We start from the raw sequence: 15,423 nt of genomic DNA on the forward strand, positions 1-15,423 counted from the left end.
CTAGGTTGTTGTCACAGGGTAGCACAGGCAATGGGGCGATCGACAATGTGTTAACTTTCTGGCATTGTCGATCGAACCGATATCTTACACCTTTGTCAACAACCGAGCCTGCTTTTACTTAAAAAGATCGTTGACAAAGGTACAACTTCTGCGATCCGAGCGAGCGCTACAAATTAACGTAAATTTTGATACAGATAACTTCATGAGACTCGATCGACATTATTTGTGTGATTAAACATGAAAGCCTTGTCCCGAGGGAATTCCAGCAAATATAATTCCCGGAATTCCTCATGTTACCCCTAGACATATAAAAACTTTCCGGTAAAATCGAACCAAAATTAATAATGTATAAAGTAACGAAGCGAATTATGGAGGGCAAACCCATTACACCAGCTCAGAACTCATCTAACCTGCCAGCTTCACCTGAAAGCGACCAACAAGTATTGCAAATTTGGGGTCGCCAGCCCCTTAAAGGACACGTTAAAATTAGCGGCGCCAAAAACTCGGCCTTAGTCGTCATGGCAGGAGCCTTGCTCTGCCCAGAGGATTGCCGTCTCCGCAACGTTCCCGGTCTAGTCGATGTCGCCCGCATGGGACAAATTCTCTCGGCTGTAGGAGTCAAATTACAGCAGAACGGCGACGTTTTAGACATCAACGCCAGCAACCTCATAGACGCTCAAGCCCCCTACGAATTAGTCAGCCAACTGCGGGCGAGCTTCTTCATCATCGGTCCACTGCTAGCGCGTTTGGGATTTGCCAAAGTGCCCTTGCCCGGTGGGTGCGCCATCGGCGCCCGACCCGTTGAACTCCACGTTCGCGGTCTGCAAGCCCTCGGTGCCGAAGTCCACATCGACCACGGTACGGTTCACGCTTACGTCAAAGGGCCGAACCGCCGCCTGAAAGGAGCCAAAATTTATTTGGACTACCCCAGCGTCGGCGCAACTGAAACTTTGATGATGGCGGCGACTCTCGCGGAAGGAGAAACCATAATTGAAAATGCGGCTCAAGAGCCGGAAGTCGCAGATTTGGCGAATTTCTGCCGCGCTATGGGAGCAAAAATTCAAGGCGCCGGCACGAATACGATCGTCATTTCGGGAGTTCCCAAGCTGCACGCGGTAGACTATTCAATTATTCCCGATCGCATTGAAGCCGGAACATTTTTAGTAGCCGGAGCCATCACTCACTCGGAAATCAGTTTGTCGCCGGTAATTCCCGACCACCTGACCGCAGTCATTGCCAAATTGCAGACAATTGGGGCAAAAATTATTGCCGAATCCCCCGACATTTTGCGGATAGTTCCCGGCCAAACTCACTCGGCCACAGACATCGAAACTCTGCCTTATCCCGGTTTCCCCACAGATATGCAAGCTCAGTTTATGGCCTTGCTGACGCTGAGCGAAGGCGACAGCTTGATCAAAGAAACCGTGTTTGAGAATCGCTTGCGCCACGTAGCAGAACTCAACCGCATGGGCGCCGACATTCGCCTTAAAGGCAATGTAGCGATTGTGCGCGGAGTGTCGCGGCTGTCGGGTGCGCCTGTCGTGGCAACAGATTTGCGGGCTTCGGCGGCGTTAGTGTTAGCGGGACTTGCAGCCGATGGTGTCACCACCATCAGCAGCTTGCAGCACTTAGACCGCGGCTATGAGCAGTTAGAGGTGAAACTGCAAAAATTAGGAGCTAAGTTGCGGCGCGTCAAAGAGGGTACAGACCCGGCGACTGCTGAGGCTCCTGTCAATCCCGTGCGATCGGGTTTAAAGTAGTCAGAAGGAAGAAGGAAGAAGGAAGAAGGAAGAAGGAAGAGGAAAAAAGGAAGAAGCAAAATACTTCCCCATGCCCAATTCCCCATGCCCCATGCCCAATTCCCAATTCCCAATTCCCCATTCCCAACTGACTAAAATGTCGAACATACCGCTCATCGGTTTAAAAGCAGACCAGTTTCGCCACCCGCTAGACTTGGAAGCTACCAGCACTCTCAAACAACTGCCCGGCCTGGATTTGATCGTGCGGCAGTTGCTGGGACAACTTGGCGAACAGTTTTTTATGCTGGAAAATCTGGCTTCCAGCGTCCAAGTCGGGGAAAATCAATTGCCCCACCTGCATCAATTGCTTTTGGATGCCTGCAAAACTCTTGATTTGGAACCGCCGCAGCTTTATGTCCGCCAGCATCCGATGCCAAATGCTTACACCTTTGCGATGCGGGGAAAACAGCCTTTTGTGGTGATGCACACTTCTCTGATTGATTTGCTCACAGACGAGGAAGTTAAGGCAGTAATTGCTCACGAGTTGGGGCATTTGAAGTGCGAGCACGGAGTTTACCTGACTCTGGCTAATTTAATTGTGTTGGCCGCCGGCCAAATTTCCCCTGTGGGAACCGTGCTCGCTCAGGGTTTGCAGGCGCAAATGTTGGAATGGTTGCGGTGTGCGGAATTTACGTGCGATCGCGCCGCCTTGCTCGCGACTCAAGACCCAAGAGTGGTAGCATCACTGTTGATGAAACTGGCCGGAGGTTCGCCGACTTTAGCTCCCAAACTGAATGTCGATGCGTTTTTGGCGCAGGCGCGCTCCTACGACGACCTCAGCAGCACTCAACTGGGAGAAATGCTCAAACAAGCTCAGACAGCTCAGTTGTCCCATCCTGTACCAGTATTGCGTGCCAGAGAGATCGATCGGTGGGCAAGTTCAAAAGATTATGAATCTCTTGTGCAAAATCGATCGGTGTATTATGATGCTGAAACCAACAAAAAGGGCGGGTGGCGAAATTGGTAGACGCATCAGACTCAAAATCTGACACCGAAAGGTATGAGAGTTCGATTCTCTCCCCGCCCATTACTAGAAAAGATGGTGATGTATTAATAAAGAAGTCTGTGAGCACCACTCAACTGGGAGAAATGCTCAAACAAGCTCAGACGGCTCAGTTGTCCCATCCTGTACCAGTATTGCGGGCCAGAGAGATCGATCGCTGGGCAAGTTCAAAAGATTATGAATCTCTTGTGCAAAATCGATCGGTGTGTTATGATGGTGAAACCCAAAAGGGCGGGTGGCGAAATTGGTAGACGCATCAGACTCAAAATCTGACACCGAAAGGTATGAGAGTTCGATTCTCTCCCCGCCCACTGCTAGAAAAGCTTAATAAATCTAGGGTTCCAGATGATTAGTCTGGAACCCTAATTTATATGGCATGGGGAATTGGGCATCGGGCATCGGGGATGGCCAATTGCCAATTGCGAATTAGTAACTAATGACAACAGTCAACAGTCAACAGTCAACAAATTTTATGGGTGAATTAGCCGCTTTAGGGGCTGCATTTGTCTGGGCTCTATCTTCCACAATCTGGCAGCGAGTGGGACAGCAAATCCCCGCAGTGGTGCTCAACTTGCTCAAAGGCGTGATCGCCCTTTTCATGCTCCTTGCCACTGTACTAATTTTAGGAAAATCCTTACCCGCAATCAACCCTAATATTTTAGCAATGCTGCTGATTAGCGGCGGCCTAGGAATTGGCATCGGAGACACCGCTTTCTTTATCGTATTAAAATATTTAGGCGCGAGGCGAACGCTGCTTTTAGAAACCCTATCTCCCCCTTTAACAGCTTTATTGGGCTTAATCTTTTTGCAAGAAAAGTTATCGCCCATTGCTTGTACTGGCATTCTTTTAACAATCTGCGGGGTAGCGTGGGTAATTGCAGAACGAACAGCCGAAACAACCTTATCATCAAAACATATTTGGCAGGGATTAGGTATTAGTTTATTAGGACAAACAAGCCACGCCGCTGGAGCAATTTTATCCCGCGCCGCCTTCACTCAAATAGATATCGATCCCCTGTGGACGGCGGCATTGCGTTTGAGCGGTGGTATGGCAGTCATGCTGTGCTTTTTAAAGCCAACAAACCTTGACAGTTTCAAACAATTAAAATCCTCAAAAACATTAGGTGCCATAATTGTGGCAGCTTTTTTAGGAACCTATCTCGGAATTTCCCTGCAACAGACTTCGCTGAAATATGCACCCGCAGCAATCGCTCAAACACTCAGTTCTACCAGTCCCCTATTTATACTGCCTTTAGCGGTGCTGGCGGGCGAAAAAGTGAGCATTCGGGCTGTTTTGGGGGTAGTTGGTGCGATCGGCGGAATCGCCTTATTATTGGGTTTGAAGTGATTAGATTTGATATCAATTCCGGTGGCACCGAAATGATTGTTGACTGTTGACTGTTGACGGGCGGGTCGAAAAACTGAATGGTAGAGTGTTAACTGTTGACTCTATTAGGCGCGGCGCCGTGTCCTGGCAGTGGGTAATATTAATTCCGATGCTACTGGATTTGATATCACAACTCCGACGAGTGGAAACAAAACTCTACGGAGAGATTGAGAAGCAAATTGCAACCGCTCGCCAGAAGGAAGAGGAAGTTATTTATGCTTCTCATACTTGGGTAAAATAATTGGCAGAAGTACATTGCCGAATGTCCAGAAGTCCCCACAGTTGACCAAGGCGAAACCATAGAAGAAGCGATCGCCAATCTTAAACAAGCTACAAAACTCTATCTCGAAGAATGTCCATTATTAGAGCCCCGACTTCTTTAAGAAGTCGGGGCTCTAGCTACTCTTACAAATTGCAACTCATATCCCCAGATAATTGACTGAAACGCGCATTTTCCCGATAATCTACCGGACAATCAATCACGCAAGGGACATCTTGAGCCAGGGCTTCTTTGAGGATGGGAATAAAATCGGTTGCAGATTCCACACGATAGCCTTTTAAACCCATACTTTCCGCAAATTTCACAAAATCGGGATTGCCAAATTTGACGAAATCGGAATGACCAAAATAATCTTGCTGCTTCCATTCAATTAACCCGTAACCGCCATCATTAAAGATCAGCGTCACAAAATTAGTACCGACTCGCAAAGCAGTTTCTAACTCTTGGCAATTCATCATAAAACCGCCGTCGCCGGTGGCTGCTATTACTTTGCGATCGGGATAAACGAGTTTTGCAGCCACCGCACCCGGAATCGCAATTCCCATCGCCGCAAAGCCGTTGGAAATCAAACAGGTATTCGGGCGATCGCAATGATAGTGCCGCGCGATCCACATTTTGTGAGCTCCCACATCAGATATAAGAATATCTTCCGGGCCCAGGACTTGCCGCAAATCGTAAATGAGTTTTTGTGGCTTGATCGGGAAACCGTCGTCGGCTGCATATTGTTCGTACCCAGCGCGAATATCCGCCCGCAATTGCTTAGCAAAAGGGTCTACTTTCTCCATGCGATCGGCACGCTGCAAAATTTCATTGAGGGAATCAGAAATATCTCCCACAACTTCTATAAGAGGAATATAACTGCTGTCAATTTCTGCTGGCAAAGATCCAATGTGAATAATCGGAATTGTTCCTTCTGGATTCCACTTTTTCGGGGAATATTCAATCAAATCGTAGCCAACAGCAATCACTAAATCCGTTTCTTCAAAAGCACAGCTAATATAATCCCGTTTTTGCAATCCCGTCGTCCAAAGTGCCAAAGGATGAGTGTAAGGGATTACACCTTTGCCCATGAAAGTATTAGCTACAGGAATATTCAATCGAGTAGCAAATTGTGTCAAAGCATCGCTGGCGTTAGCGCGGATCGCGCCGTTTCCTACTAAAAGCAGAGGACTTTTTGCCTTGGAAATTGCCACAGCGGCTTTATTCAAGCTTTGGTAAGCGCCAAAAGTTTTTTCGCGGTTGTCTTTGGTAAGCGGATTTCCTTCAGCAGGCATTGCTGCGATGTTTTCAGGTAAGTCAATGTGAACTGCTCCCGGCTTTTCACTTTGAGCTACTTTAAAGGCTTTGCGGACAATTTCTGCCGTCGTGCTGGGGCGAACAATTTGAGCATTCCACTTAGTAACTGGCTCAAACATGGCAACCAAATCTAAATATTGGTGCGATTCTATGTGCATCCTGTCTGTGCCGACTTGTCCGGTAATTGCTATTAAAGGAGCGCCGTCTAAGTTGGCGTCAGCAACTCCTGTCATTAAGTTAGTTGCGCCTGGACCCAAGGTTGACAAGCAAACGCCAGCTTTGCCGGTGAGACGACCGTAAACGTCAGCCATGAAAGCCGCGCCTTGTTCGTGGCGAGTAGTAATAAATTTAATTGAAGAGTTTCTCAGGGCTTCTAAAATTTCTAAATTTTCTTCTCCAGGAAGTCCGAAGACGTATTCGACGCCTTCATTTTCTAAACATTTTACCAATAGTTGAGCTGTGTTCATTTCCGTTTCTCTCCTCGGTTAATGTGGGTTTTTGGTCTTTTTATACCGATCGCAAAAATACTAAATGGGAATTTTTAACCGCAGGTAAACGCAGATAAACGCAGACTTCTGTAGATTTGTGCGATCGGTTGATAGAGTGGGAGCTTATTTCACCCACACTGTTTTTATGTTAACAAATTCGTGCATTCCTTGGATGCTCAATTCGCGTCCGTAACCGGAGCGTTTGATGCCGCCGAAGGGCAATCTCGGGTCGGATTTTACTAAACCGTTGATGAATACCGCGCCGGCCTCTAGTTCGGAAATAAAGCGATCGCTCTCTGAGTTTACTGTAGTCCAAGCTGACGCACCCAAGCCAAAAGATGTGCTGTTTGCGAGGGCGATCGCCTCATCCATGTCTGCAACTCGGAATACTAAAGCTACGGGCCCGAAAAATTCTTCTTGACGGGCAGAGGCATTCGGCGGAATGTCTGCGAGAATAGTTGGCAAGTAGAAATTGCCGGCCTTCTCTGACAATGGGCCGCCACCTGTCAGAAGTTTTGCTCCCGATTGGACGCAACTTTGCACTTGATTGTCCAAGTCTTTGAGGATTGCGGGAGTAGCTAAAGGGCCGATATCGGTTTCGGGCAACATCGGATCGCCTACTTTTAATTGCTCGAATTTTTCGACAAATCCTGTGATGAATTCGTCGGCAATCTCTTCTGCTAAAATAAAGCGTTTGGCTGCGATGCAAGATTGACCGTTATTGAGCACCCGCGACGTTACAGCCGTTGATAAAGCTGCTGCTAAATCGGCGCTGGGCATCACAATAAACGGGTCGCTTCCTCCCAATTCCAGCACTACTTTTTTCAAATTTTTGCCCGCATTTGCTGCCAAACTTTCACCCGCTGGTTCGCTACCGGTGAGAGTTGCTGCTTTTATACGATCGTCCGCAACGATATCGGCTACTTTGTCGGCGCCGACTAACAAAGTTTGAAAAACTCCTTCGGGAAAGCCAGCAAGCGTAAAAATTTCTTCGATTTTCAAAGCGCACTGAGGCACGTTGGAAGCGTGTTTGAGCAAGCCGACATTGCCCGCCATCAGTGCTGGCGCCGCAAACCGAAAAACTTGCCAAAATGGGAAATTCCAGGGCATGACGGCTAAAATAGGGCCCAGCGGTTGGTAGCGGACAAAGCTGCTGCTAGCGTCAGTGGTTGCCGGTACGTCTGCCATAAATTGAGCGGCATTTTTGGCGTAATACCGACAAACTAAGGCGCATTTTTCCACTTCGGCGATCGCAGATTTGAGCGTTTTGCCCATTTCCAGGGTCATCATTTCAGCGTAAATTTCGCGATCGCGCTCCAAGATGTCTGCAGCTTTCTGCATCCACAGGGCTCTCTGCTCAAACGGCAGTTGGCGGTATTTTTTAAAAGCTTGCTGTGCTAATTCCAGCTTAGCTTCTATTACCTCATCCGCGATCGGCTCGAAAGTTTTCAGCGTTTCTCCCGTTGCCGGGTTGATAGTAGCAATAGCCATGGTTTTATCTCCTGTGTGAAAAACACAAAACTCCCTGCTAGTTTTCAGCCTAGGCAGGGAGTTGTATTAAGGTATTAGAAAATAGGAATTTACCAGCCACGTTTTCTTTCAGGTCTTGCCAATTTGCAAGTGCCGCGATTTGTTTAAATTTCTCCTACTTTTAATTATAGTTCAGAGTCTCGATCGCAAATCTTAAGAAAATTTGTCTTTCTGAAATCACGCACAAATCTCAAGAACAGGCTTTCCGGCCTGTTCCATAAAAGTTAAATGTTTTTGTAGGGCGTCCCGCCCGCCCCTGACAGCTTTATTCACAATTAATGGTGCAAGATGGATGAAATATCGGGTCGGGTGTCCCTCCGCCTTGCATTCTCAAGAACAGGCCCGACGGCCTGTTCCACTACACATTTCTCAATTCCTCTCCCTCAAACAGACTGTTCCTGGACGTAATCCTGCACGTAAGACTGATAGTAATACCTGCTACCTTTATCGTTATTTGCCACCATTCCCAACAGGGGAATTCCCGCCATTTTCAAATCTTCAAAAGCCAACAACAGGGCTTCCCGCTCAGTTTGATGCAGCCCCACTACCAGCATCAATCCGTTAGTGTGAGCCGCCAACAAATTCGCATCTGCCAAACCCAAAAGCGGTGGAGTATCGTAAATAACTAAGTCAAAATGACTTGACAAAGCTGCCATTAAATGAGTCATTTTTCGGGAAGAAAGCACCTTTGTGGGATCGTGAGGAACAGGGCCGGAAGTTAACACAAACAAATTTTCATCACGGGGCGATCGCACAATCACCTGTTGCACATCCACATCATCAGCAATCACATTGTGCAAGCCTTGCCAATTCGGTAAACCCAGCATTTCGTGTACCTGCGGCCGCCGCAAATCGGCATCAACTAACAGCACTTGCTGGCCCATTGCGGCAGCCGCCCGCGCCAGATTGACTGCTACAGTAGACTTGCCGTCAGCTACTTGACAAGAAGTAATTACACAAGAATTGATTGGACTTTCAAGGTTGAGTAAGCGAATATTCGCATTGAGCGATCGAAAAGCTTCTTGAAAAGCATCCGTCGGCATCGGCGAAATTGCCACATCCAGCGGGCTTGTCTCAGCAGGAGGAAGTCTCAAAATTTTATCGCTAGCAGGAATTACCCCCAACAAAGGCAGGCGAATGGACTGTTTGACATCCTCTGGAGTTTGGAACACCGTTTTATTTTTAAACCGTTCCGCCAACTGCGCCGCCAGCATACCGAACAGCAAACCAGCCAATCCCCCCAAAGCCAAATTCAAAGGCATAATCGGAGCAACAGCCCTCAACTCGCCATTTTTGTAACGTGGAATTTCCGGCTTAGCAATAACTTCCCAAGCCACCTCTTTTTTGCCCACAGCTTCAAGCTGCAAAGCTTGCTGTTTTGCCAGCAAACTATTCAGCGTATTGTTAGTCAAATCCAACTCGCGCTGCAAATCGGAATAGCGCCGCAAAATCACCGGGAATTTTTGAGAGTATTGATTCAACTGCTTAGCAGCTTGTTCCAAAACTTGATTCCGCACGCCCAGCACCTGAATTAAATTAGCAGTACCGATAAACTGCTCGATTAACTTAATCCGCACCGGATCTTGAAAAGTCAGCACTTGCGAATTTACCTTAGCCAAATCAGTTCCCAGAACCTGTTGGGCTTCTTTCTTCAACAAAGGAATCAGGTTCTTGCGCTGTTCTCGCAACAATTGCATTTGCGGAGTTTGGTCTGTAAACGTAGCCGAGTTAATCGCAATTTGCCCTTCTAATTGCTGCAATTGAGTCAGCATCGCTTGATAGCGGGGAGCTTGACTCAGAGCCGAGGCCATCAGCGCTTGCTGCTGGTTCAGTCCGAGCTGATTTTGTAGATTGGAATAGAGCAATCTCTGCTGATTGAGCTGCGTTTGCGCGTCCAATCTTTGTGCTTGAAGTTGGGTGATTTGCTGCGAAAGCTGTTGGGTTTGAATTTGCGGGTCGATGAAATTGTACTGCTGCCGCAATTTTTGAATTTCTGTTTGCAGAGCTTGTTGGCGCTTTTGCTGGTTGGGAATTTGCGATTTCACAAAATCCAAAGTCTGACTAATTTGAGTTGTGGTATCTTGCACGCTGTAGTTGCGGTAGCCTAGCGCAACTTTTTCCAAAACAAACTGAATTTTTTTCGGATCATAATCCCGATATCTAACTTCGATAATCTTGGTATTTTTGAATCGATTAATCGACAACCTAGTTTCCTGAGAAAAAGGCACATTATCTGCTTTTTGGTTCAAGAGGTAGTTGTAATTTATTTCAGGATACTTAGCCTGCAACTGTTTAATAATCGGCGACATTACTTGCGGGCTTTGCAAAACTTGAATTTGGGATTCGTAGTCAAAACCGGCATTTTCCGTCGTTGCGGGGCCCGCTGGTTGCAGTTTCAGCTCACCGGAGTATATTTTTGCTAAAGTATTTTGCGTAACTGCTGGTTCTACTAATAATTGAAAGCGCCCTTCGTACTCGCTTTTTTGATTCAGTGTCCAGGCGAAAACTCCGGTAGTCACTGCCGCTGCTACGCCGATGACTAAGATGGAGCGACTGCGACAAACTTCCCAAAAACTTAACTCTTCTGCCTCGGTTTTGTTTCTGCCTAAAAACTGATCTTCTTCATAAAGCCCAGAAGACATTTTTTGCAGATCAGCGTTTTTTTTATGATTAAACAGTGCTACGTGAGATTGTTTCCCTGGTTTCATTTGAGTTCTACAACTTATTAGTTTAAACGTCTGTATTGGTGGCTGAGTTTCAGGAAATCGGTTGATTCCTAGATATTTCATTACCAAACCGCAATTTTTTTATAAAGCGGGTTTCTGAGGTCTTAATGCCAGTCAATTCAACTCACCGAAAAATATCGAACAACCGGAATATTCCTAACAGCGGGCTGAGAGGAGCGAGAGTCCCGCCTACATTATCCGAGAACGTCGCGCGACCCGATCGCCTTACCATAATTACATCATTATTTTGCAGTTTGGGATTAGTTTCTTCATTGGCAGTTGCGGAAAAATCAACCTTAACACTTAGCTGCGAAACAGTGCCGTTAGGATTGAGGCGAATTAAATTCACCGAATCCATTTCTGCCCGCGCTTTATTAAAACCTCCCGCTGCTACCAGCGCTTGATTTAAAGTAGTGTTGGGCAGCACCGCCATCGCTCCGGGTTTCACGACTTCTCCTACAATGTTCACCCTAATCGTATCCGGTGAAAAATTAGAATTAGCAACTTGTTCGTCTTGGGTTTCATCGAGGTTTTCGGCTTTGGGAACGATTACCGTATCTCCCTGTTGCAGCGCTAAATCTTGGGATACATCTCCCCCTTCCAAAAGTTGCCACAAATTCACATTAATAATTTGTTCTGTACCCGCGCGTGTCAGGCGCCGAACTTGTATTTGTCTGATATCAGCTACCGGCGTAATGCCGCCCGCCATTTTAATTGCCCTCGTTACAGTTTGCTGCAAAACAGTTTCCCCGCCGTTGGTTTCCCTGGCAGCAAACAAACCAGAATTTTCACCCATTTCCTTCTCTTGTACCCTACTTTGAGCCTCTTTTGCCAAAGTATAAGTACCGGGGCGAGTTACTTCGCCCACCACAGCAATATTAATTGGTTGAGTGCTTTGTCCGGTAATATTAGCTACTGCTAAAGTCGGTGCTTCTTGGCGGTTGAGGCTAGTTACAGTGGGAATAAATATAGTATCGCCGTCCCGCAAAGTCATATCGGCCCGCAAATCGCCGTTTTGCAATAATTCCCACAAATCCACACTAATAATTTGTTCCGGTGCGTTGCGCTGGGGGCGGCGAATTTTGATTTGCCGCACGTCTGCTGACTGCGTAATTCCGCCGGCCATTCGCAGAGCCCGCGATATCGTTGGCATTTGAGTTCCCATTTGCTCTGCTGTGCCTCCGGGGCCTGCTGCTGAGGATATTGTATAGGCTCCGGGGCGGTTGATTTCGCCCGCGATCGCAATTTGCAAAGGACGCGGCGCCAGCAGTTTCAGGGTAATCCAGGGACGTTTAAGGTATTTGCCATATTTGTCTTTAACAGCATTAGAAGCTTGTTCTAGGGTCATCCCGTACACCGAAACGCTGCCAACTAACGGCAAATTCAGGGAACCGTCTGCCTGTACTTGGTGTTGACCGTTAGGGCCGCTGTATTCCGGGACGTTGAAGATGTCCATTTGAATACGATCGCCCGCTCCCAAAGTGTAAACTTCCGATCGTACACTTGAAGGTGCACTTGCCGGAAACCCCTGAAATCCCGGCGCTAGAGGTACCGGTACAGGAACAGGAGAACCCGCATCAGCAGGAGGAGGAGGAGGAGGCATAAACTGGGCAGCCGCAGGAGATGAACCCACCGCCGCCACCACGGACACTGTTAAACTTTGAATCATTAAACTTTTGACAGCATTGCTTGCCCAATAACTTAGCTTGCAGCTTTTGCTGGAAACCTCTGCCTCAGCCCCTTTCCTTGCCGGAAAGGAGAGAAATTCTTCCCTTTCCCTCTCCGCGAAGGGGGCACAAGGGTGAGATTTTTTCTCAAGTTGCACCTTGCGCGAATAACTTTTCACCACCATCGCTTTTTGCCCCTATCCTCATCCAACCCCGCCAACATCAAATGTAACCCAACTCTTCTAACTTGCTGAGAACTTTTTTAGCACTCTCTTCCACACTTTCTCGCTCTGTGTAACAAATAATCTCAGGATTGAGCGGTTCTTCATAAGGATCGTCAATTCCCGTAAAACCCTTAATTTCTCCTGCTCTCGCCTTAGCGTATAGCCCCTTGACATCGCGACCTTCGCACACTTCTAACGGCGCTGTGATATATACTTCAACAAAATTGGGTTCCATTGCTCTAATTTCGTCGCGAATTGCTCTGTAGGGGCTAATAGCTGCGGTCATTACGGCTACTCCATTGCGGCTCAGCAGGTGAGCTACAAATCCAATCCGCCGAATATTAGTATCTCTGTCTTCTTGGCTAAATCCCAAACCTTTTGACAAGTTGGTGCGAACGACATCTCCATCCAATATTTCAACTTTGCAACCTCTTGCCTTCAATTCGGGTTCGAGAGCTTTGGTGATAGTTGTCTTGCCGGAACCGCTCAGCCCGGTAAACCACAAAATAAAACCTTTTTCCATTTTCAGCCGTTAATTAGTAACTGGGAAATTATTAAGACGTAAAACTTTATAGATGCTGTTCCCTTTTTTCTATTATCGTTATTCGCGGTGTCATCTTGCCAATATTGGCGCGCCAAAAATGAGAAATCAAAAGTTGCGATCGCTCCTGCGGTCATTTAGTAACAAAATTGTGTGAGCGCTGCATAATTCCCGATTTATTATTTGTCAAGTCTTTAGACAGTAAAATTCAATTCGCGATCGCCAACGCCGAATATCTATCCGTAGCGCACTCATCACCTTACTGAGCCTTTCGCCATCTAAAATCTAAAATGGTATTGCCTATGTCTTCGGTCTTAAAAGCAGATGTTTTGGTAGTCGGTGGCGGCACCGGCGGCACTGCAGCAGCCGTGCAAGCAGCCCGCCGAGGTGCCAAAACTATTTTAGTAAGCGAATTCCCCTGGCTGGGAGGAATGCTGACTTCCGCTGGCGTTTCGGCCCCTGATGGCAATGAATTAGCAGCTTTTCAAACCGGTTTGTGGGGCGCGTTTTTGCGGGAACTTCAGCAGCGACAGCCGGGAGGTTTGGATTGGGGCTGGGTAAGTTTTTTTACTTACGATCCCCGCACCGGTGCTGAAATTTTTGCTGATTGGGTTAAATGTTTGCCGAACTTACAGTGGATTTGTGGACAAACAGCTCAAGATGTGCTAAAAGAAGGCTCTCGCATTTCTGGCGTCCGGTTTGCAGATTTTACGGTTTCGGCCAAAATCACTTTGGATGCCACGGAATTGGGAGATGTGCTGGCTTTAGCCGAAGTTGGGCACCGCTGGGGTTGGGAATTCCAAGCCGAGTGGGGCGAACCCAGCGCGCCGATCGCCTCTAATGATCTCACAGAGAGCTATTCGGTGCAAGCTCCGACTTGGGCGGCAATCATGCAGGATTTTGGTAAAGGTGCGGCCGGGCCAGAAATTCCCGCGCCGCCTGTTGAAAATCCCGATCGATTTATCGGTGCTTGGGACGGTTACACTCCCGAACAATTTCTCAATTACGGCAGGCTGCCAGGGGGATTGTTGATGATTAATTGGCCGATTCGAGGTAATGATTATGGGGAAGGGGTCGATCGACTAATTGCATCTGAAGCATCTCGACAAGAATTCCTGCAAGAAAGTCTCTGGCATACTCAAAGTTTCGCCCGCTTCATTCAAACGCAACTCGGCCACCGCTACGGCCTAGCACAGAATATTTTCCCGATTTCAACGATCGACAATCAACAAAATTCTTCCCTTCTTTCTTCGTTTGCCTTACATCCTTACTACCGAGAAAGTCGGCGCTTGCGAGGGATAAGTACAGTCAGAGAACAAGATATTTTGCCTATTGTCGGTGGAAGAGTCGCGAAGTTGCCGATAAATTCTGAGGGCATTTGTGAAACAATTGCGATCGGCAACTATGCCAATGATCACCACTACACCAGTGGCGACATTCCCTTGCAGCCCAAATCGATCCGGTGGGGCGGCCGCTGGACGGGAACTCCGTTTACCATTCCTTACAGCGCGCTAATTCCTGCGAGTACAGACGGTTTGCTAGTGTGCGAAAAAAATATTTCCGTCTCTCACATCGCCAACGGTGCAACTCGCTTGCAACCGACGGTAATGAATATTGGACAGGCTGCGGGGATGGCGGCGGCTTTGTGCGCGGAATCTGGATGTCAGCCGCGGGATTTGCCGGTGAGAGTTTTGCAGGAAGCTTTGCTGCAAGATTCGGAGGCGAGTGCGGCGGTTATTCCTTTATTTAATTTGACACGGGGGCGATCGGACTGGCTGGATTGGCAACGCTATTATCTCGATCGACCTGAAGCATATCCCGCGAGCGGCGAATGTCAGGAGTCAGGAGAGAAACAAAGCAGTCAAACAGCAAATACCCACAGCCAATTTTCTGGCATTTTCCGTCGCCTCGGCGAACAAGACTGGACACTAACGCTGACAAGCCCCGCATCCTTAACCGGTCAAACTTGGCAACTCGTGACTTTGGACTCGGAAACCGACAGATTTTTACAGAATTGCGAAACCGAAAAGCCTCTGACAGTATGGGGTAGGCTGAATTCGGCAGGTGCTTGGCTGCTGGCGGAATCAGTAGAATTGAAGAGGTAAGGTTTTTTGCAGAGATCCGAAAATTTCACAGAAATTTATCCTGATCGATCGGGGAGAGTCCGTATCAGTTAATAGACAATGACACGGATACTAACCCCATGCAAACTTACACACCAATTGCTTTACACAGTCTTTTGGGCGTTACTTTGAGCGCCACTGTCGTTCGAGCCTTTGAATCCCTCGTCGGACTGCTCGAAGTTGCCACCGCTTCATACATTTTATCCGCCCAAACCGAACAAAGGGGCGATCGTTCTCCAGAAAGAGGCAGCGGACGCCGAGAGTTCATTGAGTCTAATCTTTACACTCATCAACTACAAGCATTTTAATGACATTGGACGAAAGCGATTTCCGTTATTGAGTTAGTTTCAGCAGCCCGT

At 47.7% G+C, this 15,423-nt stretch carries 12 protein-coding genes and 2 tRNA genes; 9 read left to right on the forward strand and 5 right to left on the reverse strand.

The window, feature by feature from the left end:
- Positions 1 to 344: 344 nt before the first annotated feature.
- The 7 genes from murA (at position 345) to QUA57_RS01580 (ending at position 4,430) form a co-directional block, all read left to right on the forward strand.
- Positions 345 to 1,760, forward strand: coding sequence for a UDP-N-acetylglucosamine 1-carboxyvinyltransferase (gene murA, locus QUA57_RS01550; protein ID WP_333058994.1), 1,416 nt, complete (start codon positions 345 to 347; stop codon positions 1,758 to 1,760).
- Between the two features lie 136 nt (positions 1,761 to 1,896).
- Positions 1,897 to 2,766, forward strand: a complete 870-nt coding sequence (locus tag QUA57_RS01555; RefSeq protein ID WP_333059083.1) for a M48 family metallopeptidase — start codon at positions 1,897 to 1,899, stop codon at positions 2,764 to 2,766.
- Positions 2,745 to 2,826: transfer RNA gene (locus QUA57_RS01560), tRNA-Leu, on the forward strand. The genes QUA57_RS01555 and QUA57_RS01560 overlap by 22 nt, the downstream gene beginning before the upstream one ends.
- A gap of 38 nt (positions 2,827 to 2,864) precedes the next feature.
- Positions 2,865 to 3,053 (forward strand): hypothetical protein, encoded by a 189-nt coding sequence (locus QUA57_RS01565; RefSeq protein WP_333058992.1) that lies wholly within the window; start codon positions 2,865 to 2,867, stop codon positions 3,051 to 3,053.
- Positions 3,032 to 3,113: transfer RNA gene (locus tag QUA57_RS01570), tRNA-Leu, on the forward strand. Before QUA57_RS01565 ends, QUA57_RS01570 begins: the two co-directional genes overlap by 22 nt.
- A 161-nt stretch (positions 3,114 to 3,274) precedes the next feature.
- Positions 3,275 to 4,150, forward strand: coding sequence for a DMT family transporter (locus QUA57_RS01575; protein WP_333059082.1), 876 nt, complete (start codon positions 3,275 to 3,277; stop codon positions 4,148 to 4,150).
- A gap of 118 nt (positions 4,151 to 4,268) precedes the next feature.
- A complete protein-coding gene (locus QUA57_RS01580; protein WP_333250909.1) occupies positions 4,269 to 4,430 on the forward strand; it encodes a hypothetical protein in 162 nt (53 codons plus the stop codon).
- A gap of 164 nt (positions 4,431 to 4,594) precedes the next feature.
- Here QUA57_RS01580 and QUA57_RS01585 read toward each other — a convergent pair whose 3' ends face one another.
- The 5 genes from QUA57_RS01585 to cysC form a co-directional block, all read right to left on the reverse strand.
- Positions 4,595 to 6,232, reverse strand: a complete 1,638-nt coding sequence (locus tag QUA57_RS01585) for an acetolactate synthase large subunit (protein WP_333034870.1) — start codon at positions 6,230 to 6,232, stop codon at positions 4,595 to 4,597.
- A 144-nt stretch (positions 6,233 to 6,376) separates the two neighbouring features.
- The gene (locus QUA57_RS01590) at positions 6,377 to 7,744 is read right to left on the reverse strand and encodes an NAD-dependent succinate-semialdehyde dehydrogenase (protein WP_333058988.1); all 1,368 of its coding nucleotides are present in this window, start codon (positions 7,742 to 7,744) and stop codon (positions 6,377 to 6,379) included.
- A gap of 422 nt (positions 7,745 to 8,166) precedes the next feature.
- Entirely contained in the window at positions 8,167 to 10,491 is a 2,325-nt protein-coding gene (locus tag QUA57_RS01595) for a polysaccharide biosynthesis tyrosine autokinase (protein ID WP_333058987.1), read from the reverse strand.
- Positions 10,492 to 10,633: 142 nt separating this feature from the next.
- Positions 10,634 to 12,361: an SLBB domain-containing protein gene (locus tag QUA57_RS01600; protein WP_333250912.1), complete on the reverse strand. Its 1,728-nt coding sequence runs from the start codon at positions 12,359 to 12,361 to the stop codon at positions 10,634 to 10,636.
- A 37-nt stretch (positions 12,362 to 12,398) separates the two neighbouring features.
- Entirely contained in the window at positions 12,399 to 12,923 is a 525-nt protein-coding gene (cysC, locus tag QUA57_RS01605) for an adenylyl-sulfate kinase (protein WP_333034878.1), read from the reverse strand.
- A gap of 320 nt (positions 12,924 to 13,243) precedes the next feature.
- Here cysC and QUA57_RS01610 point away from each other — a divergent pair, with 320 nt between their 5' ends.
- Both QUA57_RS01610 and patX read left to right on the forward strand, forming a co-directional pair.
- A complete protein-coding gene (locus QUA57_RS01610) occupies positions 13,244 to 15,046 on the forward strand; it encodes an FAD-dependent oxidoreductase (protein ID WP_333058985.1) in 1,803 nt (600 codons plus the stop codon).
- A gap of 98 nt (positions 15,047 to 15,144) precedes the next feature.
- Positions 15,145 to 15,372: a heterocyst-inhibiting protein PatX gene (gene patX, locus QUA57_RS01615; RefSeq protein WP_242724514.1), complete on the forward strand. Its 228-nt coding sequence runs from the start codon at positions 15,145 to 15,147 to the stop codon at positions 15,370 to 15,372.
- The last annotated feature ends 51 nt before the right edge of the window (positions 15,373 to 15,423 follow it).

This window comes from Microcoleus sp. Pol7_B2 (assembly GCF_036701035.1).
Lineage (GTDB): Bacteria > Cyanobacteriota > Cyanobacteriia > Cyanobacteriales > Microcoleaceae > Microcoleus.

Bases quoted from the DNA above. Each gene is read 5' to 3' on its own strand.
- murA (WP_333058994.1), top strand. From the start codon at position 345: ATGTATAAAGTAACGAAGCGAATTATGGAGGGCAAACCCATTACACCA.
- QUA57_RS01590 (WP_333058988.1), bottom strand. From the start codon at position 7,744: ATGGCTATTGCTACTATCAACCCGGCAACGGGAGAAACGCTGAAAACT.
- cysC (WP_333034878.1), bottom strand. From the start codon at position 12,923: ATGGAAAAAGGTTTTATTTTGTGGTTTACCGGGCTGAGCGGTTCCGGC.
- QUA57_RS01600 (WP_333250912.1), bottom strand. From the start codon at position 12,361: ATGGTGGTGAAAAGTTATTCGCGCAAGGTGCAACTTGAGAAAAAATCT.
- patX (WP_242724514.1), top strand. From the start codon at position 15,145: ATGCAAACTTACACACCAATTGCTTTACACAGTCTTTTGGGCGTTACT.
- QUA57_RS01575 (WP_333059082.1), top strand. From the start codon at position 3,275: ATGGGTGAATTAGCCGCTTTAGGGGCTGCATTTGTCTGGGCTCTATCT.
- QUA57_RS01555 (WP_333059083.1), top strand. From the start codon at position 1,897: ATGTCGAACATACCGCTCATCGGTTTAAAAGCAGACCAGTTTCGCCAC.
- QUA57_RS01585 (WP_333034870.1), bottom strand. From the start codon at position 6,232: ATGAACACAGCTCAACTATTGGTAAAATGTTTAGAAAATGAAGGCGTC.
- QUA57_RS01595 (WP_333058987.1), bottom strand. From the start codon at position 10,491: ATGAAACCAGGGAAACAATCTCACGTAGCACTGTTTAATCATAAAAAA.
- QUA57_RS01610 (WP_333058985.1), top strand. From the start codon at position 13,244: ATGTCTTCGGTCTTAAAAGCAGATGTTTTGGTAGTCGGTGGCGGCACC.